20 protein-coding genes are annotated in these 20478 nt (G+C 43.4%); 15 read left to right on the top strand and 5 right to left on the bottom strand.

Annotated elements, in window-relative coordinates:
* Positions 1–213 precede the first annotated feature (213 nt).
* From OSCIL6407_RS0104115 to trpB, 3 genes are all read right to left on the bottom strand, one after another.
* Positions 214–1356, bottom strand: a complete 1143-nt coding sequence (locus OSCIL6407_RS0104115; RefSeq protein WP_019486944.1) for an IS4 family transposase — start codon at positions 1354–1356, stop codon at positions 214–216.
* Positions 1357–1646: 290 nt separating this feature from the next.
* Positions 1647–2168 carry a CAP domain-containing protein gene (locus OSCIL6407_RS0104110; RefSeq protein WP_007354372.1) on the bottom strand — a complete coding sequence of 174 codons (522 nt, stop codon included), beginning with the start codon at positions 2166–2168 and terminating at the stop codon, positions 1647–1649.
* A gap of 63 nt (positions 2169–2231) precedes the next feature.
* Entirely contained in the window at positions 2232–3479 is a 1248-nt protein-coding gene (trpB, locus tag OSCIL6407_RS0104105; RefSeq protein WP_007354373.1) for a tryptophan synthase subunit beta, read from the bottom strand.
* A gap of 340 nt (positions 3480–3819) precedes the next feature.
* Between trpB and OSCIL6407_RS0104100 the strand changes: the two genes are divergently transcribed.
* The 13 genes from OSCIL6407_RS0104100 to OSCIL6407_RS0104040 all read left to right on the top strand — a co-directional run bounded on the left by OSCIL6407_RS0104100 (position 3820) and on the right by OSCIL6407_RS0104040 (position 16595).
* Positions 3820–4575 carry a tetratricopeptide repeat protein gene (locus tag OSCIL6407_RS0104100; protein ID WP_007354374.1) on the top strand — a complete coding sequence of 252 codons (756 nt, stop codon included), beginning with the start codon at positions 3820–3822 and terminating at the stop codon, positions 4573–4575.
* Between the two features lie 50 nt (positions 4576–4625).
* Positions 4626–5234 (top strand): glutathione S-transferase family protein, encoded by a 609-nt coding sequence (locus tag OSCIL6407_RS0104095; RefSeq protein WP_007354375.1) that lies wholly within the window; start codon positions 4626–4628, stop codon positions 5232–5234.
* Between the two features lie 501 nt (positions 5235–5735).
* On the top strand, positions 5736–7742 hold the full coding sequence (dnaK, locus tag OSCIL6407_RS0104090; protein ID WP_007354376.1) for a molecular chaperone DnaK: 2007 nt from the start codon (positions 5736–5738) through the stop codon (positions 7740–7742).
* Between the two features lie 52 nt (positions 7743–7794).
* Positions 7795–8139: a four helix bundle protein gene (locus OSCIL6407_RS0104085; RefSeq protein ID WP_007354377.1), complete on the top strand. Its 345-nt coding sequence runs from the start codon at positions 7795–7797 to the stop codon at positions 8137–8139.
* Positions 8140–8243: 104 nt separating this feature from the next.
* The gene (locus OSCIL6407_RS0104080; protein WP_202796236.1) at positions 8244–9002 is read left to right on the top strand and encodes an energy-coupling factor ABC transporter permease; all 759 of its coding nucleotides are present in this window, start codon (positions 8244–8246) and stop codon (positions 9000–9002) included.
* Positions 9003–9004: 2 nt separating this feature from the next.
* Complete coding sequence (locus OSCIL6407_RS0104075) at positions 9005–9322, top strand: energy-coupling factor ABC transporter substrate-binding protein (RefSeq protein WP_007355157.1); 318 nt, start codon at positions 9005–9007, stop codon at positions 9320–9322.
* 57 nt (positions 9323–9379) lie between these two features.
* Positions 9380–10192, top strand: a complete 813-nt coding sequence (gene cbiQ / locus OSCIL6407_RS0104070; RefSeq protein ID WP_007355156.1) for a cobalt ECF transporter T component CbiQ — start codon at positions 9380–9382, stop codon at positions 10190–10192.
* Positions 10167–11030, top strand: coding sequence for an energy-coupling factor ABC transporter ATP-binding protein (locus OSCIL6407_RS0104065; protein ID WP_019486942.1), 864 nt, complete (start codon positions 10167–10169; stop codon positions 11028–11030). Before cbiQ ends, OSCIL6407_RS0104065 begins: the two co-directional genes overlap by 26 nt.
* Positions 11031–11205: 175 nt before the next feature.
* Positions 11206–11886: a CADD family putative folate metabolism protein gene (locus OSCIL6407_RS0104060; RefSeq protein WP_019486941.1), complete on the top strand. Its 681-nt coding sequence runs from the start codon at positions 11206–11208 to the stop codon at positions 11884–11886.
* Between the two features lie 422 nt (positions 11887–12308).
* Complete coding sequence (locus OSCIL6407_RS0104055) at positions 12309–13937, top strand: NB-ARC domain-containing protein (RefSeq protein WP_007355153.1); 1629 nt, start codon at positions 12309–12311, stop codon at positions 13935–13937.
* A 416-nt stretch (positions 13938–14353) separates the two neighbouring features.
* A complete protein-coding gene (locus OSCIL6407_RS0104050; RefSeq protein ID WP_007355152.1) occupies positions 14354–14545 on the top strand; it encodes a hypothetical protein in 192 nt (63 codons plus the stop codon).
* Positions 14546–14968: 423 nt separating this feature from the next.
* Entirely contained in the window at positions 14969–16024 is a 1056-nt protein-coding gene (locus OSCIL6407_RS0104045) for an adenylate/guanylate cyclase domain-containing protein (protein WP_019486940.1), read from the top strand.
* A gap of 52 nt (positions 16025–16076) precedes the next feature.
* Positions 16077–16595 (top strand): Ycf51 family protein, encoded by a 519-nt coding sequence (locus OSCIL6407_RS0104040; RefSeq protein ID WP_007355149.1) that lies wholly within the window; start codon positions 16077–16079, stop codon positions 16593–16595.
* Between the two features lie 59 nt (positions 16596–16654).
* Here the strand turns inward: OSCIL6407_RS0104040 and OSCIL6407_RS0104035 are convergent, their stop codons facing one another.
* Together OSCIL6407_RS0104035 and OSCIL6407_RS0104030 are read right to left on the bottom strand one after the other, a co-directional pair.
* Entirely contained in the window at positions 16655–17434 is a 780-nt protein-coding gene (locus tag OSCIL6407_RS0104035) for a Uma2 family endonuclease (RefSeq protein WP_007355148.1), read from the bottom strand.
* A 96-nt stretch (positions 17435–17530) separates the two neighbouring features.
* Positions 17531–18025: a hypothetical protein gene (locus tag OSCIL6407_RS0104030; RefSeq protein WP_007355147.1), complete on the bottom strand. Its 495-nt coding sequence runs from the start codon at positions 18023–18025 to the stop codon at positions 17531–17533.
* 163 nt (positions 18026–18188) lie between these two features.
* Here OSCIL6407_RS0104030 and hetZ point away from each other — a divergent pair, with 163 nt between their 5' ends.
* Together hetZ and OSCIL6407_RS0104020 are read left to right on the top strand one after the other, a co-directional pair.
* The gene (gene hetZ / locus OSCIL6407_RS0104025) at positions 18189–19352 is read left to right on the top strand and encodes a heterocyst differentiation protein HetZ (protein WP_007355146.1); all 1164 of its coding nucleotides are present in this window, start codon (positions 18189–18191) and stop codon (positions 19350–19352) included.
* The gene (locus tag OSCIL6407_RS0104020; protein ID WP_007355145.1) at positions 19345–20388 is read left to right on the top strand and encodes a hypothetical protein; all 1044 of its coding nucleotides are present in this window, start codon (positions 19345–19347) and stop codon (positions 20386–20388) included. Before hetZ ends, OSCIL6407_RS0104020 begins: the two co-directional genes overlap by 8 nt.
* Positions 20389–20478 lie beyond the last annotated feature (90 nt).

Genomic DNA, 20478 nt, shown 5'->3' with positions numbered 1-20478 from the left:
TATTCTCAATAATTTAGGCTTCGCAACGCGAAAGCCTGAAAAACCATTCGTTCCAGAAAATTATCTACCGAGAGTGACATCATCGCGATTACCCCTTTATTGTCATTGTTCGCTGTGCTCCGAAATCGCTTAATCTCTGCGATTTCGGAGCACAGCGAACAATGACGATAGAATTACTAATAAAGGGGATGACCTGACGGGGTGACAACCCCGTCAAAGAGTAGATAGAATCAAGGTTCTAGCCCTTATCCCCTTCTTGAAAAATGGTCGCTTATTACTTCTAATCCTCATTAATTCAGTTACTAAATCTTGGCAAACTTCACTTCCTGTCACCCAACATTCACCATATAAACCTATCCAAAAGTTGCTATGACGACGTATCGATCGCCCTAATTCCTGCACCCGACCCACATATTTTTGAATCCCCATCTGTTTGATTGTATGACCTTGAATAATTGCACAAGTGTATGCGATCGCGATTAATAAAATTAAAGACTTTAAGCGGTCATAACAGGCATGACTATTTTCCAAATTATAGCCTCCTGTCTTACAGTCTTTAAACATAGCCTCTATTCCACTCCGACATTTAAAACTCGCGATCGCCAATTTTAAACTACCTACATTGGTCAGCAGAAACCAACCTTCAGAAGCCCCGTTAGTTTTGTATTTTCTTTTCCAATAACCTGCCACATCAAATTTGCCAAAACCTTTTTGCTTAGTAACTTTAACCCCGCTTCTATAAAAGCCTGTCCCTGGTATTAGTCCTAACTCGCTTAGACGTTGATATTCTTCTTTTTCAGATTGTATGTATCGTTCTTGTTTAACTCTTAATACAAACTTGACACCTACGTCATAGAGCCATTGCGCCAGCTTGACAGAACCAAATTCTCTGTCTCCTAGAATAATTATTTGATAATCTTGTAGCAAGACCAAAACAGGTGTAATTAAATTTTGTTGTTCTTGAATATTCGTACTGCCTCTTTTGGGGAGTATTTCCCAGTATAAAGGAATAGCCCTTTGCGACCAAATTAGACTAATAAAAAATAAATTATTGTGTCGCCATTGAGTGCGGTCGATAGCTAGCATCAACACAGACTGATTTTTAAAAGCCGTGTTCAAGATGTATTTCACCAAGGGAAACCAGATGGTTTCAATTCGCAAGACTGGCAACTTAAAAAATCTTTGAAGATTGCGCCTCCGACTCTCAAAGAGTACAGGATATGACCAAACAGTAGCTAGTCTCTCAATACTGACCTGTTTGTGTATTTGTAAAAGGCAGACAACAATTGCAAGAGTTAAGTATTCAGTTTTTTTGAGTTGACTTGACAAGCAATTTTGGTAAAATAAAGGAAGCATTTAATTATTCTGGGGGTTGTTGAGAACGATCGCCCATTTTTTTTTACCACAAAACGTCTCAAAGCGCTATAGGTAAGGCTTTTGACGGGGTTGTCACCCCGTCAGGGGGATGACTAACCCGGATTTTGTATGAGGTACAGTAGCAGCAATTAGCTTTCCCAATTTCTTAAATTTTGAGGATTCATTAATTTGAGTGCAACTGCAATTTATAGTATGAACTATTTCTGTTATAGTTGGAGAAAAGCAGGGATTAGTATTACTCTATCTAGATAACAACTAACAACTAACAATTAACTCCGAATAAAAACCTGAGTAAAATAGTATTCTCCTTTCGCATTTTTGGCAATACCAATACCAGTCAAATTATAATTTCCTTCCATGTTTTTACGATGGCCAGGACTATTAATCCAGCCTTCAACAGCATTGCGATCTGGTTCCTGAAACCCTAAATTATAAGCAACATTTTCCGAAGCTCCCCGATAGGAAATCGACTTTCCAATCGCATCAACTCGTTCCTCAAATCCGTTATGACTAAAAGGAACCTTCCCACTCGCCATATTTTGACTGTGAATCCTTGCCTGTTCAATAATACGCGGATCGAGAGTTAAAGGCGGCAAATTCTGAGATACGCGATATTTATTCACTTGTTCGTGAACTGACTTTTCCAAAGCAGTTGGACTTAACATTTCAGAAGTCGGTGTCGCCACAGGTGTCGCAGGCAAAGCTGATATTTTGTCTGCCAGATTTTGAATATCGCATCCAGCCACCAACAATAACACTCCCAAACTCAAGCGACCGAATATTTTTGACATAATTAGCACTTCATTTAATCGAGGCGGTGACAATTAATATTATTACCGCCCCGAACCGCATTGCTAATCCTTCGATGGGTTGAGAAATTTGGCAACAGTCTGAACGTCTTTATCCCCCCGCCCAGAACAATTAAGCACAATTCGGGGGCTACCACTTAACTGCGGACTGAGAGTTTCCAAATAGGCGATCGCATGGGCCGTTTCCAAAGCCGGAATAATCCCCTCTAACTGAGAAAGCCGCTGAAATGCTGCCACAGCTTCATCATCAGTGACGCTGTAATATTCCGCTCTACCAATATCCTTCAAAAAGCTGTGTTCTGGCCCCACTCCCGGATAATCCAACCCCGCACTAATCGAGTGAGGCTCAATTACTTGACCCTCCTCATCTTGCAGCAAATAACTCATCGCCCCGTGCAATACCCCAACTCTTCCTTTTGTCAAAGTAGCCGCGTGTTTTTCCGTATCAACCCCTTCACCGGCAGCCTCGACACCGATTAACCTTACTGTTTCTTCATTGACAAACTCGTGAAAGAGCCCCATCGCATTAGAGCCGCCACCAACACAAGCCAACAGAATATCAGGCAAACCGCCCCATTTTTCCAAACATTGAGAGCGCGTTTCTTGACCAATAATTGCGTGAAAATCCCGTACCATCATCGGGTAAGGGTGAGGCCCCGCCACCGAGCCGAGAATATAATGAGTTGTCTCCACATTCGTTACCCAGTCCCGGATTGCTTCGGAAGTTGCATCCTTGAGGGTTCCCGTACCCGCCGCCACTGGACGCACTTCGGCCCCCATCAGCCGCATTCTAAATACGTTCAAAGCTTGTCGTTCCATGTCGTGAACGCCCATGTAGACGACGCACTCCAAGCCAAAGCGAGCGCATACAGTGGCAGTAGCCACACCATGCTGACCCGCTCCCGTTTCCGCAATCACGCGCTGTTTACCCATTCTCTTTGCTAATAGCGCTTGAGCTAGAGCATTATTAATTTTGTGAGCTCCGGTGTGGTTTAAGTCTTCACGCTTGAGATAAATTTGCGGGCCAGAGCCATCGGGTTTGGTATAGTGGGCTGTCAGGCGTTCGGCGAAATATAAAGGGCTTGGTCGTCCGACATAATCCTTAAGCAGTTGTTGTAATTCTTGTTGAAAATCTGGGTCATTGCGGTATTGCTCGAAAGCTGCCTCTAGCTCAAATAGGGCAGGCATAAGGGTTTCGGGGACATACTTACCGCCGAATTTGCCAAATCGCCCCAGAGAGTCAGGGCGCTGTACAGAGGTTTCAGTAGAAGGACGTAGGGGAGTTGTGGTCACGGACTTGAGGGGATGACTGGATAGATTTCATTGTAGAACTTTGAAGTTGGGTTTAAAACCGGCCGCAGCGGATTTGGACGCAAGAAAATTTGAGTAATTCCTTTAGCTAATCGCTCTGTATATTAACCGCCAAGGCGGTTAAGACGTTCTGAGTTCCACCAAACTTGCTGATGCTATTCCCTTCTTCCTCTTCTTTCACGCTTCCCCTAGCCCCTAGCCCCTAGCCCCTAGCCCCTAGCGATAAATCTCTCACCCAGTGCTAGAATATCTCCCTAATTGGCTTCTAGTAGGGTAGGGTAGTTTGCTCAGGCTCTAAAATATTCACTTTTTATTACCACAAATGATGAAAAACAACAAGGGCGTTGCCTCACTTATCAATTTTACTGGGATTGCCCTGAGTATTTTGGCTGGGGTGGAAATATCGGCTGTTGCGATCGCCACACCCGCTTCCTCTAAGCCTGGTAGTTTGCAACTCGCGCAAAACACCGTACCGAGGCGCGGTCAGCCCGCTCGCGAGGTAATATTTTATGAAATGGACAGAGACGAGGTAAAAATATGCAAACAAGCAGCTAATGCCTCTAAGAAGTGCGAAGTCATTGGTAAGGGATATACTTTCGGCTTGAGAATGGCAAATGACCTCTACGGCCAAGGTAACGTCGCTAATGCAGAGGCTCTTTTCCGGCAGTTAATTGTGCGATTTCCTAAGCAGGCAGAGGCTTACTATAAGTTAGGGGCAGTTCTATCAAGCCAGGACAAGATAGACGATGCGATCGCTCAATATCGACAAGCAATTGAACGCAATCCCCAACACGCTAAAGCTCATAACGACTTAGCCGTTGCTTTGGCTAATAAAAGTCAGTTGGATGAAGCAATTACTGTCTGGCGGCAAGCGATTAAAATTAATGGTGAATATGCAGATGCTTTGAATAATTTAGGTATGGCATTGTTACAGCAAGGACAGAAAGAAAATCAACAGGAAGCTGTAGCTAATTTGACGAAAGCCAGGGATTTATTTATCAAGCAAGGGAAAGTTAGGCAAGCTAACCGCATTGAGCAGATTTTGCAGCAAATCAATCAAGAGGTAAGCGATTCGTAGCCGGAGAAACAGTATATACTGGTTTTCACTTGAATAAGTAATCCCAAATTATGACTCGAACTTTGTATTATGCTCAGCGCTCACCCTACGCCCGAAAAGTAAGGATTTTGTTAGATGAGAAAAATTTGCCTGTGGAACTCATCGCCACCGATATTGCTAACAAATCCCCTGAATTTGTCAGTATTTCTCCCATTGGCAAAGTGCCTGTATTAGTAGATGAAGATGGTACGACAGTTTGGGATTCGACACTGATTTTAGAGTATTTAGACGAAACTTATCCTGAGCCTAGTTTTTATCCTCACGAAAAGAAAGCCCGGCTTCAGTGTCGCCAGTGGGAAGAATTAGCAGATACTTTGGCTGACAATGCAGTTGGTTTGTGGTATCAAAAACAGAAAGGCGATCGTGCTGACTCTGCCGCTCAAGCTAAGTGTCAAGCAGCCATAGATCGGTTATTACCAGTCTTGGATAAACAATTAGTTGCCTCTACTTATCTATTAGGTGAAACTTTCACTGCTGTTGATGTGGCAACAGTATCAGCACTTGGATACTACAGTTTGCGTTTTGGCGAAGATTGGCAACAGCAATATCTCAGGTTAGGAATGTTGTTTAAGCACTTACACGAGCGTGAGTCAGTGAAGTCAACTGTTCCTATTGCCTAAAAACTGGTTATAGAACAGTTAAGAAGCAAAAAAAGCGGGGAGCGAGCAATTCTTATCAGCTCGCTCTGCGCCTGTAGCAACTAAATCTAAAAATTATCAAGAGATAATGGAATTAGTCAGGACTTACGCACCCAACTAAAGAAACCGGGTTTTTTAACGAAAATACTTCACTGTTACTTACAGATTCTCTCAAAAACCCGGTTTCTGGGACTCCCTGCGTAAGTCCTATTAGTGTGACTAACCTCTTTAGCATCCTGGCAACTATATTTTGAGCGCGATTGGTATTACTAACCATTTACCTGATGCAGTTTGTGACAACTTTTAGGAAGTTTCTGCAAAGGCGAAAACCTGATTGCCAGCCAACCCCACCACCAGCGTCCTCAGCCGCAGGGAAGGCCGCTATCTCTGACTCAGTGATAGAGACGCGATACAATGAATGCAACAATCCGTTAAAGCTTATATTAAAAAGCTAAAGAGAACGCCAGAGGAGATAACTAAGGCATGGGCAAAGTAGTTGGCATCGACCTTGGGACAACAAATTCAGTAGTAGCCGTTATGGAAGGCGGTAAACCGGTGGTGATTGCCAATGCAGAAGGGATGCGGACGACACCCTCGGTAGTTGCTTTCACAAAGGAAGGAGAGCGCGTTGTCGGGCAGATGGCGCGGCGACAAGCGGTACTCAATCCCCAAAACACCTTTTACGCCGTCAAACGGTTTATTGGGCGCAAATACGGCGAATTGACTCCAGAATCGAAACGAGTCCCCTACACAGTTCGCCGCGAGGAGAACGGTAATATAAAAATCAAGTGTCCTCGCCTTAAAAAAGACTTTGCCCCAGAGGAAATTTCAGCAATGGTATTGCGGAAGTTGGCAGAGGAAGCTAGTCGCTATCTGGGTCAAGAAGTGACCGGGGCTGTAATTACTGTACCCGCTTATTTCAACGATTCCCAGCGCCAAGCAACGCGGGACGCAGGACGAATTGCTGGACTTGATGTCAAGCGAATTTTAAATGAGCCAACGGCTGCATCTTTAGCCTACGGATTAGAGAGGCGCGAAAGTCAAACTATCCTGGTATTTGACTTAGGAGGCGGTACTTTTGATGTATCAATCTTAGAAGTTGGTGATGGCGTATTTGAGGTGAAAGCAACTAGCGGCGATACGCAATTGGGCGGCAACGATTTTGACCAAAAAATTGTTGACTGGATGGCAGAACAATTTTTAGAAAAAGAAGGAGTTGATTTGCGGCGCAACCGCCAATCGCTCCAGCGGCTAACAGAAGCGGCGGAAAAAGCCAAAATTGAACTGTCGGGAGTTGGGGTTACTGACATCAACTTACCTTTTATTGATGCCAATGAAGATGGCCCCTTGCATTTTGAAACAAGACTAACTCGCGGTCAGTTTGAGGGGTTATGTGGTGACTTAATTCAGCGCTTGCGTCGCCCCGTAAAGCAAGCTTTGACAGATGCCAATCTCAACCCTTCTAGAATTGACGAAATTGTGCTAGTCGGGGGTTCTACTCGCATTCCTTTAGTACAGCAGCTAGTCCGCAGTTTGATTGATAAAGAACCCAATCAAAATGTTAACCCCGATGAAGTTGTCGCCGTAGGAGCAGCAATTCAAGCGGGGATTTTAGCTGGGGATGTACGCGACATACTCCTCTTAGATGTCACCCCTCTATCGTTAGGATTGGAAACCATTGGTGGGGTGATGAAAAAATTGATTCCGCGCAATACGACTATTCCCGTGCGGCGCTCTGACATCTTTTCCACCTCTGAAAACAATCAAACTTTGGTGGAAGTTCACATCCTCCAAGGTGAAAGAGAATTAGCGGCAGATAATAAGTCTTTGGGTCGGTTTAAATTGACAGGAATCCCCCCTGCACCGCGCGGTATCCCACAAGTTCAAGTATCCTTTGATATTGATGCTAATGGTATGCTATTAGTGACAGCAATGGATAGGACTACAGGGCGCGAGCAGAGCATTACAATTCAGGGCGCTTCCACGCTGACGCAACAAGAAGTTAGCCTCATGATCCGAGATGCAGAACAATTTGCTCAAGCTGATAAATTGCAGCGTGAAAAGGTAGAAAAACGTAATCGTTCCGAAGCTTTAGCTTATCAAGCGGAGCGACAATTACGAGAGGTAGCGCTCGATAGAGGAATGCAATTTGCCCAGAGAAATCGCCAACGAATTGAAAATTTAATTCGGGAATTACGCGACAGTTTAGAACGCAATGATGAGCGGGGAGTTGACCAAGTTGGATCGGATTTACAGGATGCGCTGTACGATCTAAGTCGGGAAGTTGCAGCTTACGGTCGCGATGAAGATGATGATGATTTCTTCGAGTCAGTGCGCCGCACTATTTCCGGGGATAAACGCAGAAGTGAAGAGCCTTATATGCCTAGTTCTAGGAAAGTTAGTCGGCCTTCTGAGCGCGTCGGTACTTCTCGGATATCACGACCTTATCAAAGTGATGATTGGGATGATGATGAGGAAGATTGGTTGTAATTAAGGAAGAAGGAAGAAGGAAGAAGGAAGAAGGAAGAAGGAAGGAGGTTTTATGAGTCATAGGGAGCAATGGCAACGAGGAATTTATCTATGTGAGCTTTGCTACGATTTAACCAAGTTCTTTCATCCATCAGAAGTTTATGGTTTAACCAGTCAAATTCGTCGTGCATCTGTCTCCATACCTGCTAATATTGCCGAGGGATATGGTCGTGTTAGTAGGAAAGAGTATGTTCGATATCTACAAATAGCTCTGGGGTCATTGCGAGAATTAGATACTCATTTAGTTATTGCTGAACGGGTGGCGTTAGCCCCTCCACAAAAAATCTCCCCAGTTTTTAAAGAAGTAGATGAACTATCTCGATTAATTGTTACCACAATCAATAAGCTAGGAGACTAAAAAACCATTTCCTCTTCCCTCTTCCCTCTTCTTCTTCTTCTTCCTTCTTCCTTCTTCCTTCTTCCTTCTTCCCTCTTCCCTCTTCCTTCTTAAATAATCTGGAAATGAAAAAAAAGCAGCAACTTTGGCAACTAATACTAATGGCAGGCTTGAGCTTTCACCTAATCATAGGTCAAACGCCACCAGCTTACGCCATGCACATTATGGAAGGCTTCTTACCCGTGCAATGGGCAATTTTTTGGTGGATTATTTTTATTCCTTTCTTTATCTTAGGACTAAGATCGATTCAGAGAATAACTCAAGAAAATCCACAATTAAAATTACTTATTGCCCTAGCAGGTGCTTTTACTTTCGTCCTCTCAGCCCTCAAAATTCCTTCCGTTACTGGTAGTTGTTCCCATCCTACGGGGACTGGATTAGGAGCAGTATTATTTGGCCCTTTAGCGATGTCAGTTTTGGGTAGCTTAGTGCTTCTATTTCAAGCTTTACTATTAGCTCACGGCGGCTTAACAACTTTAGGAGCTAATGCCTTCTCAATGGCGATCGCAGGGCCATTTGCTGCTTACTGGTTGTACCATATTATCATGCGATTAAGTGGCAAACAAACAATGGCAATCTTTATCTCAGCAGCCTTTGCAGATTTGCTCACTTATCTGATTACTTCTGTACAATTAGCCTTAGCTTTCCCCGCTCCTGTGGGCGGCTTTATGGCATCATTCATCAAGTTTGCTAGCATTTTTGCCCTAACTCAAATTCCTTTAGCAATTAGTGAAGGATTGCTGACTGTTTTAGTGTGGAACTGGCTGCAATCTTACAATTCTGAAGAATTGAAACAGTTGCAATTAATCAAAGGAGAATCATAAGAGTGAATAAGACTAATCAAGGATGGAATAACTGGCTGTTACTAACAGGAGTATTGCTTTTAGCTGTAATACCTGTAATATCTCTCCGAAATGCTGAATTTAGCGGTGCTGATGGTCAAGCTGAGGAAGCGATTGCTGAAATTAACCCTGATTATAAACCCTGGTTTCAATCAGTAATTGAGCCATCTAGTGGTGAAATTGAAAGCTTATTATTTTCATCTCAAGCAGCTTTAGGTGCGGGAGTAATTGGCTATGTAATTGGTTTATATCGAGGGCGAACAGAAGTAAAAAAACAAGCAAAAATGAAAGATAAAGCTTGAATAAGCATCGGTAACGCCGCCATCTTGGCGGTTTCTTAAATTATTGTCAATAGATTTATGAGTCTCAAGTTAGACACTCTGGCTTACACGAATAGTTTATCTAATTTGCCGCCAGAACAAAAATTGATATTTGCGATCGTAGTCTTAACTATTGCCTTATTTGCCCATCCCCCAGTACAAGGTTTAATTATCATCTGGATGAGTATTTGGACAATAATTTATGCTAGAACACCTCCAGAAATTTACTGGCGAATGCTCTATCTAGCAGCATTATTTTGGCTAACCAGTTTACCAGCAATAGCAATCAATGGAGTTTCTGTTGCTCATATATCTTTAATTCAAACAGATGCTTTACAGGGGATGACTTTAGGGTCAAATTACTTTTACATCAGCCGCAATGGTAGCGAATTAGCATTAACGATTTTTTCACGCTCTCTCTCCTCTGTTTGCTGTATGTATTTTCTGCTATTAACCGTTCCCTTTGCAGCAATATTGCAGACATTGCGTCGTCTAGGATTGCCTGCTATTCTAACTGAATTGCTGCTGTTAATGTATCGATTTATTTTTACTTTATTGTCAGCAACGCAGGAGTTATGGATTGCACAACAATCTCGTGCTGGATATCGAACTTGGCGGACTTCTATCAATAGTCTAAGTTTACTTGTCGGGCAATTATTTCACAGAACAATGCTACATTATCATCAATTTTCCCTGGGATTAGAGGCGCGGGGATTTACGGGGGAGTTGCGAGTATGGCATTCGCGTCGCTATTGCTATTCACAGCGATATGCCTTAGAAGCGATTATAGGTTGTGGAGTATTAATAGGACTGGAATGCTTGACTAATGTCACAATATTTGCTAGAAATTGAAGACGCACACTATACCTATTTAGGTAGTAAAAAATCAGCTTTAAATGGGCTAAGCTTGCGCTTACGACCAGGAAAAAAAAGTGCTATTATTGGTCAAAATGGCTGTGGTAAAACAACTATGTTTTTGTTGGCCAATGGTTTGTATAAGCCTCAGCAAGGAAAGGTTTATTGGCAAGGAAAACAGATTGATTACAGCCGTAATTATCTAATGAGTTTGCGACAAAAGGTGGGTTTAGTCTTTCAAAATCCCGAACAACAATTAGTGGCTTTAACTGTAGAAGAAGATATTTCTTATGGTTTGTGCAATTTGGGAATACCAGCAAAGGAAATTGCAGAAAGAGTAGAGCGAGTGCTGATGCAATTTGGACTTTCGGAACTGGCAACACAACCAGTTCACCATTTAAGTTTGGGGCAAAAAAAAAGGGTTTCTCTGGCTGATGTTATGGTATTAGAACCAGAATTATTATTGTTAGATGAACCCACAGCCTATTTAGATCGGCTTCATACGCGCCAGTTAATGATTGCCTTAGAAAAAATTCACAATTCCGGGACAACAATATTAATGGCAAGTCACGATCTAGATTTAGTTTATCGCTGGGCAGATTGGATTTTTGTAGTTGATAAAGGGCGGTTAATTCTTGAAGGAAAGCCTCAAGATATATTTGCTCAGCGAGAAATTATGGAGGAGTTACAATTGGGTGTGCCCCTGGTGTTTGAGATGTTGTCTGAGGTATCCCAGGCGATCGCTTCCTGCGATTCTCAACAAGACAATTTAACTGAATATAGTATGCTCAAACAGTTGCGGGAGCGAATTTTAAAGATATTACAAAATTTTTGAGAAAAATCTACTAGGTAAAAACTTGTTTATATTATTGTTTGTAACGCCCCCTCTGGGCGTTATCCTTACCGCCCAGAGGGTGGCATTACGTTAGTTGTGAGTAAGTCCTATTGACAACATCCAAATTTGATATAAGATGCTTTTTAACCCACAATTGTCAAACAATACCATGACGATGACAGAACAACAATTTCTCGAACAACTCAACGGTACGATTGAGACGCACAATTTGCTTAAACATCCATTTTACCAAATGTGGAATGAAGGTAAACTATCCTTAGCAATGTTGCAAGAGTATGCACAGGAATATTACCTGCAAGTCCATAATTTTCCCACCTATGTCAGTGCAACTCACGCAGCCTGCGATGATATCAAAATTCGCCAAATGCTGCTCGAAAATCTGATTGAAGAGGAACGAGGTTCTACACATCACCCTGAGTTGTGGTTGCGATTTGCTGAAGGTTTAGGTGTAGAGAGGAAAGCAGTTTTAGAACGCCAATACCTTGAAAAAACTCGTGAATCTGTCCGCATTCTTAAGGAATTAGCCCGCAGTGAAGAACCGGCTGTTGGCTTGGCTGCACTCTATGCTTATGAATCGCAAGTGCCTGAAGTTGCTACGACAAAAATAGCAGGTCTAAAGCAATTTTATGGCATTGATTCTGAAAACGCGCTTTCATTTTTTACAGTCCACGAGCAGGCTGATGAGTTTCACTCTCAGGCGACGCGGGAAGCACTTTTAGAACTTTGCCAGACAGAGGAACAAAAAGAAAAAGCGTTGTCAGCAGCATCAAATGCGGCTTGTGCTCTTAATTTACTTCTGGACGGGGTTTACGAAACCTATTGTCAAGAGCGGTAAGTTAGTGGTTAGTTGTTAGTTGTTTTACGTAACGCGCCCTCTGGGGGGTTTGTTACCTCCCAGATGGCAATGTTACGGATATCTATCCTCATCTAGGGGCTAGGGGCTAGGGACTAGGGGCTAGGGGAATAAGGGGAATAAGGGGAATAAGGTAATACAATCAGCGAGTTTGATGGAACTCAGAACGTCTTAATCGCCTTGGCGACTGCTATATAAACTACTAACACTACTAACCACTAACCACTAACAATTAACAATTAACTAAGTACAGCTTGTGTTATTTGCTACTCACAATGAATAAGTGAGATATAGATAAATAAAACTAAAAAGCAAGCTGAACATTAGTCAGATCAAGGGTTTGCTAGCTAATACTCACAGAATATAATAAAAATTAGAAGATTAGCAAAAGCGAGATTCCTACCTTGACTACTCAGATTCCTCAAGACTTTGTGCAAGCAATAACAAAAGAACGCAGCGTGACTGATGCTGAGCTGGAGACGGTGTTTATGGCCTTGGACGGTCAGCCGACAGCCGCGATCGCAACTAAATTGGGTATCAGTGATATCGCCGTCCGCAAAAGACTCGGCGAGGTCTACAAAAAATTTAAAATCGGGGGGAATGGCCCTGGGAAGTTGGCAGAATTAAGGCATCAACTACTATTTTTATACCAAGCTGGTCAGGGTTCGGGGGATTTCATTCCGGCGGGTAGAGTAATGGCCTCGGCAGTGGCGATCGCGCACCATCATCAAGATTGGGGTGAGGCCCCCGACGTTTCGGTGTTCTACGGCCGCACTGAGGAATTAGCAGCCTTAAAGCAATGGATTTTATCAGATGGCTGTCGCTTGGTGGCACTGCTGGGTTTGGGAGGCACTGGCAAAACAACTCTGGCAGTGAAGGCGGCTAAACTTGTACAGGATGAGTTTGATTTTATCATTTGGCGATCGCTACGAGCCTGTCCATCTGTGCAAGACCTTCTAGCTAGCTTAATTTCCATTTTCTCTCCCCAACAAAAAGCAGATTTGCCACTAGATGTAAACGCCAGAATTTCCCGGTTAGTTGAATATTTCCGCAAGCATCGCTGTCTGCTGATTTTAGATGATTTCGAGATGGTTCTCAGCCCTGGAGAATTAGCTGGGCGCTATCGACCCGGACTAGAAGGTTATCGAGAACTGATTGCGCGACTAGGAGAAGTTAACCACAATAGCTGTTTAATGCTACTCAGTTCTGAAGAACCCACAGAACTTGCTTTAATTTCTGGAGAAAAAGTCAAGTCGCTAAAACCTTCAGTTTCCGAGGAAATTGCACGCGAAATCTTCACTGAAAAAGGCTTATCTGCTAAAGACAAAGAGTGGAAAGTGTTAATCAGTCGCTACGGAGGTAATCTCTTAGCTTTTAAAATTGTGGCAGCAACGATTCAAGATTTCTTTGAAGGTAATATTTCCAAATTTTTGGAGGCTACAGGGCTATTTATTGAAGATCATCTTACCAATTTGCTTACTCAGCAATTCGAGCGGCTGTCTCCTTCTGAAGCCGAGATTATTTACTGGCTTGCTATTACTCAAAATCCAGTTTCGCTAGCGAAATTGCGAGATGATATTTTAGTTAAGTCATCTCTTTCGGATTTGCTTAAAAATCTGGAATCTTTAGGTCGTAGGTCGCTAATAGAAAAAATAAATGAAGGAGGAGAAATACTTTTTACGCTTCAGCCTTTGATTATGAAGTATGTAACTGAGGATTTAGTCGAGCAATTACGAAACGAGATATTGGAAGCGGTTAAGATTCAGGGAACCGAAAAAATGCGGTTGTTAAAAACGCATTATTTCGGTAAAGCAATAGTCAAAGGTAAAGGTGGAAAAAGTTATCCAACTCGTTCTATTCTCAGCATGGTTAAAAATCACTTGCAAGCTCTATTTATGCAAACTACAGGCTCTTCTGAAGCGCTAAATATTCTGGAAAAACTTGCATCAGATTTGCAAGATAAATCTCAGCTAGAAGTTGGATATGCTAGCGACAATATGCGGAATATTCTTGCAGAAATGACAAGCTCTTAGTAAGAGGAGGCTGCGATTATAGTAACCCAAGACTGATATCATATCCGGTTAAATGCTTGTCATTGCGAGCCCAGCGAAGCAATCCCGAAGCAATCGCAGAGACTAGGTGATTGCTTCGCTTTGCTCGCAATGACAGATCGGAAGTAATTTGCCGGACATGATAAGTAAATCCACCTAATTAACCATAAGATAAGGATGGCTAAAAAGCTGACTGTATAAACATTCTTCCTTCTCTCCTAGATAACTAAATTTTTCTACCTTCTACCTTCTACTTAAGAGTTGGTGTAGCGATCGCCCTCAGTTGCAACTACAGATCACACTCTCACCTTAAAATAATCACGCGCCTAGACGACAGCCCTCACATCAAGTCTCAGTATTTCCAATGATGATTGAAGGGTCGAATTTAAAATACTTCCATGTCTACCAATGTCACCTATACTTTAAATGCTATCCTTGCCAGCGCTAGCTGCAAAGGCGTTTTGACCCAGAGCGATCGCCGGATGTTAAAGGAAGCGATCGTCAGCTCCTCTTTTGATGAAGAAGCTCAGCAGTTAGTGAACAGATTGCTACACGCTATTCGCCGGGGTTGGGTAAGATTAGGATTTTAGGCTCTGGGTTCAAAAATCGAGCCAATGCTTGCATAGAATCAATAGTTAACAACTTTTCCAAACTCAGCCCACAGGGATTAAGCGAAGCGAACCTTATTAAGAGAAATTTTTGCACCCAATTAAATGCGATCGCCCAAATACACGAGACTTAGAGGAGAACTAACTGACAAGAGTTTCGAGACAGCCAGTCCGAGTCCGCGCGCGACGACACTAGGTAAGTCATGATAGATTATAACGGTAAGAGGCTTGGTATGAGAAAGCATCCACAGTTGAGGCGACCTATAAAAAGTTCTTTTATCGTATAAATACTATAAGGCTTTTCAAAAAAAAGGATGATTATAGCTATGCTGCATCAGCCCTGCCCTCGATTTCCTCTCACCGCTAAGCTGATTACAAAGCGGAACTCTCCAGGGAGGAAGAGAGATGAAACCTGAAGAGGGTAATGTGCTGGTTGTTGATGACAATGAAGTTAACCGCGACTTACTTGCTCGCCGCCTCCAGCGGCAGGGTCATAAAGTCCAAGTAGCGGAAGATGGCATCCTCGCTCTGGAGATGATGCGATCGCATCCTTTTGATTTGGTGCTTCTCGATATTATGATGCCCCAAATGAACGGCTATCAAGTGCTCGAACATTTGAAGGCGGATGATAAGTTGCGCTACATCCCCGTAATTATGATTTCGGCGGTAGACGATATCGACAGCATCGTGCGCTGCATTGAGTTAGGGGCGGAGGATTATCTTTCTAAGCCGTTTAATCCCGTGTTGCTGAAAGCTCGGATCAGTGCTTGTTTGGAGAAGAAGCGACTCCGAGATCAGGAACAGGCCTATTTGCAGAAGTTGGCTGACGAACAGGGAAAATCCGAGCGGTTGCTACTGAATATTTTGCCTTACGCGATCGCCGAGCGCTTGAAACGCGGAGAAAGCACGATTGCTGACAGTTTCGCTGACGTAACCGTGATGTTTGCCGATTTAGTCGGTTTTACAAAGCTTTCAGCTCATCTGTCGCCTGCGGAATTAGTAGAGTTGCTCAATCAAATTTTTTCGGCTTTTGACCAGTTAGCCGAGTTCTACGGCTTAGAAAAAATTAAAACTATTGGTGACGCTTATATGGTAGTGGGGGGTTTACCAACGCCTCAAGCGGATCATGCCGAAGCGATCGCAGAAATGGCCCTGGATATGCAGGCAAAAATTGCCCAAATGCCCGCTCAAGCCGGCCAACCCCTCAGCATCCGCATCGGCATTAACACCGGGCCAGTGGAAGCAGGAGTAATTGGCACTAAAAAGTTCACATACGATCTGTGGGGTGATACTGTAAATACTGCAAACCGCATGGAATCTCACGGTCTCCCCGGTGCAATTCAAGTGACGGTTGCTACTTATGAACGATTGTGCGATAAGTATATATTTGAGGAGCGCGGTACGATCCCGGTTAAAGGAAAAGGAGATATGACAACTTATCTACTGACTGGCAGAAAATAGCAATAGCAATTAGCAATTAGCAATTAGCAATTACCCATTACCTAATTACAAAATGACACCAAATTCCGATCTTCTAACTTACACCCAGTGGATGGGTATTCTTACAGCAGTTATTGCTGTTATTACAGTCCTAGCTTTTATTTTGAAATGGGGTTTTAGATTTCGCTTAGTAGGCGTTACAAGCTTTATGGGCCTTCTTACTATTGGTATATTTGCCCTCAGTTTAGCCCTCTATACCCGCGCGGAAATTCCTGGGGCAGTTCGCTACACTTTAGTTTACGATACTGGGGGAGCAGAAACAGTGATTGCTGTCTCACCAAACATAGGAGAATCTGAGTTAGAAGCTACTATGCGACAAGCGGCGGGGGATTTATATTCTTTTGGTCGTGGAGGACGGGGAAAAGACCAGATGATCGTCCGGGTTCGCACCATATTGCATCCAAAATCCGGGGTTTCAGTACCGCTATATTTGGGTGAAGTCAGGCGATCGCTTAGTGCGCGGGAAGATGAGAAAATGGCGATCGATATTTTTCCCGATAGCATTGCCCGTTTGAAAGCTTCTCAAGCTTAAATTTGAGTAATTGTTAACGGTTAACGGTTAACTGTTAACTGAGCGATCGATCGACCATTTCAATCTCCAACTAATATTCTGACCTCATCTAAGGGTCGTTCAATCATCTGTGCTACTTGTTCAAGATTCAATCCAGAATTTAACAATTGGCGTACAATGTTTCTTAAGGATTGTTCCGCTTTCACCCGCGCCTGCTCGGATTCTTGCAAAGCCGATTGAGTTTGTATTAGATATCGATCTAACTCTCTATGAGTCCGCAGAAACTCTCCCGTTTCCGGGTTCCGAAAGCGCAATTCTCCAGAAATTACCCGCAACTCTAGTCCCAATACTTCACTCACAAGCCACAAATTGTCAAAAGAATTAATATTGGCTGGTATTGGTTCATATTGCCCATTTACTAAACGCACGCCTTGTAAGATCGGATTGAGATAATCTCCCGAAGGATCGTACTGAAAATACTCCCTTACTCCCAAAGTACGATAGATTTCCGGTTTGATTTCTTGGTCTTCTTCCTGGGTAGTGGATGACGTAATCTCCAAGACAAAAGCTGGGGGAATTCCCCCTTCCTTCCAAAATTTATAAGATAGTCTTTGGCGTTTTCTTACTCCCAAAACTACGTAAACATCAGGGGCGATAACTGAGGCTGGCTTTCCTTGTTCGTAATAGATAAACGAATTTCCCGACACATAGACATCCGGCTGATTTTGGAAGTAAATCTCTAGAGCTTCTACGCTATAAGTAAGATAAAATCGCGTGATGTCACTTTCCGCCATCGGCTTGCCATCGCTACTGGGGTATTTAATGTCTTCGAGTTCTTCAATTTGAGGTAAAATTGTCATAGTTTATTAATTTTACTCAAAATTCATTGATAGATTATATCACAACTTACCAGTTAACTGTTAACTGTTAACAGTTAACAGTTAACTGTCAGCAATTCAAGCAATATCAGGAGGAAGATTGCTAAACTTAGATTTAGGGGCTGACTGCTGATGGTGATATTGTTGTAAGTATGCACCAATTAAATTTTGTACTTGCGATCGCGTTACCTCACTTCCGGCTTCCAGATGACCCGAAGTTTCAAAGAATACAATGCTGTCAATAGTCTCTAAAGCTAGCATCTGAAATAAAATATGGGTTACGGGCATAGATACTGCCCGAATCCGAGGATCTAAGGGTGTTGAGGAAGCTAAAGCATCCTTGGAAGTAGGGAAAGCGTAAATTACCCGTTTCTCCAAAGTAGGTTGGGTACGATTGCTTAAAGTGGTCACGGCCCAACTGCCATCAAGGGTTTGCAGAATATAATATTGGAGATGGCGCAACTCTTGAGCTAGCAATTTCAGAGCGGGCGCGATCGCTTCTACAATCTGAGGTGTAGTACCATCAGGGCTGGCTTCGTTAATCAGTGTTTGAATTTGTTGGTCTAAATCCATCAGTCGATTTTAGATTTGGGATTGGGAATTGGGCTTACAGAGGGCTTACAGAGCAGTGCGAGTTCGTATCAAAATCTGCAATACCTACCATTATCCTCTAATCTAAATTCCAAAATCTAAAATAGCACGGATGTGCTAGGGTCAATATTAGCTATCAACAATCATGCGGGAAATCTGCCAGAGCGTGGAAAAAATCTTTCAACTGCTGTTGGACGAACTCCAAAAGTCCACTCGTGCTTCTGAGCAGAATTGCCGGGAAGTAGCAGAGCGTTTAACAGCAGAAGTTACTCGAATTTGCACGGAAAGCAAGCGAATTCAAGCTTCCGGCGAGGTGGAGCATTGGGCAATAACTCTCGCTCAGCACCGCTTACAGCAGTGTCTCCAGTATTATCAGTTAGGTTCTGGCCCTGGGCGGGTAGAATTGCACAGTACCTTAAGTGCGATCGTCTACCGCTACATTACTCCTCCACAGGTGCAGTCGAGCTATCAAGCGCGGCTGGAGTTAATTAAAGACTTTTTGCAGGGATTTTACCTGGAAGCTTTGAACGCTTTCCGGCGAGAGGCCCAACTGCCAGCGACCTATAGCCCTCGAACTAGGTTAGAGTTGGCAGAGTATATGGCTTTCGCGGAAAGGTTTGGCAAGCGACGGATTCCTTTATCGCGCGGTAGGAGCCAACAACTGATCGTACTGCGATCGCAAACCTTTTCCCAACAACAACCCCACGAAACCTCCGTAGATATGGAGCAGGCCGCTGACGGTGCGGCTCAAGAATCCGATTCTACGTGGAACGACGCAACAGTAACGCGGGTGCGGGAGGCGATGGTAGGCGGCAACTCAACTGATGAGTCAGACTCCCTACGACAGGCTGTAATTGAGGAATTGATGACCTATTTGGAAGAGCGCAACCAAAAAGACTGCGCTGACTACTTCGCCCTGCGCTTGCAAGATTTGCCCACTAATGAAATTGAGGCAATCTTAGGTTTAACTCCGCGTCAGAGAGACTATTTACAGCAAAGGTTTAAATATCACTTGCTCAGATTTGCTCTCTCCCATAGGTGGGAGTTAGTCCACCAATGGTTAGAATCTGACCTAGAGAAGAATTTGGGGTTAACACCGCAGCAGTGGGATGGTTTTCTGTTACAAATTGGCTCAGAGCAAGAGAGTTTGCTAAGGTTAAAGCAACAGGGTATGTCAGATTCTGCGATCGCGCAAACCCTCGGTAGCACGGTGGCCCAGGTACAGAAGCGATGGTTTAAGTTACTAGAGCTTGCCTGGGAAATACGCAATCGTTCAGGTTCCGGAGAAGGGGCATCTACTGATGAATAACAGAACGAATAAGAATGAAGACGCTTTCGAGGGTCAGTTTCTCAACTGGCTGCTAGAAAAGCCAAAGGCAAGCGGTTCTTCAGAGGAAGAGGAAAACCTCAACCTGCCGATTGATTTAGAAGATATTAATAGGGTGGAATATTTAGAGTGGGATGAACCAGACCCACTTGATGATGAAGAGATTGACTTTCTCTATCCAGAAAGCCAAGCACTTAAATTGGGAGAAATACCGACCGTGCAAGACCGTTTTCAAACATTATTGAAAGAGCGGCTGAAAGCCGAAATCCTCCGCAATCCGCCGCTGTTCCCTTGGGAAACACAAGCTAAAGACTACGAATATGATTATCCAGACGGTGCTGCCGATGAATGGGTTCCCCCCTTGCACTTGTGGAGTGCTCAATTGCAAAATCTCAAGTGGGGGAAATTTCCAATTCCTCTAACAGAGAAGGTTTTTGCTCAATTGCTAGAACCTTGTCAGGAGATCGTATTATCAGGATTGCGAGAAGGGGCCAAAATGGTGCAGGCTGTAGAAAAAGCTCTGTTTCCCCAACAGTATGACACTCTTAATGATTTGACGCGCTTAGTTTTATTAGGTTCTGTGCGCTGTTTTTCTGATGTCGAACAACTCCCCCGCTATGAAGAGGCTACGCCAGAACAACAGATGGTGTTGTCGCTATTAGCAGCGCGAGAAATTATGGGCTCTCTAACTTTAACTTGTCCGCTAAATCAGCCGCCAATTGAACGGCAATGGCTGACGGGTGCGGGTGTGTTGACTCTTCTTGCTGAATATCAATCTGTGGAGAGGCAAAGTAGAGCTTCTATTAGAGTTGAGTGCCAATTACCTGCTGGGGGAAGTGTGGAACTCAAAGCAGGGGAAGCATTAGCAGCAGCCCATCGGCCTAATTCTGGCTATTTGAGTGTGGAATTGTTTGAGCTTCAAGCTAATAAGACTTACCCGTTAACAGTTAGGTTTCAAAATCAAGAACATAAACCTCTAAAGTTTGCTGTTTATCCGACTTTGGGGGTTAATAATTAAGTCTGAAAATATGTTAGACTTCTTCCAAAAAGTCAGTGAAAGGCAGGCATTATGCCTGCCCTACAATAGTTATTGCAAATAATTATTGGC

Source organism: Kamptonema formosum PCC 6407 (assembly GCF_000332155.1).
Lineage (GTDB): Bacteria > Cyanobacteriota > Cyanobacteriia > Cyanobacteriales > Microcoleaceae > Kamptonema > Kamptonema formosum.
The sequence above is the reverse complement of the archived record's forward strand: the minus strand, read 5'-3'. Positions and strand labels throughout refer to the sequence as shown.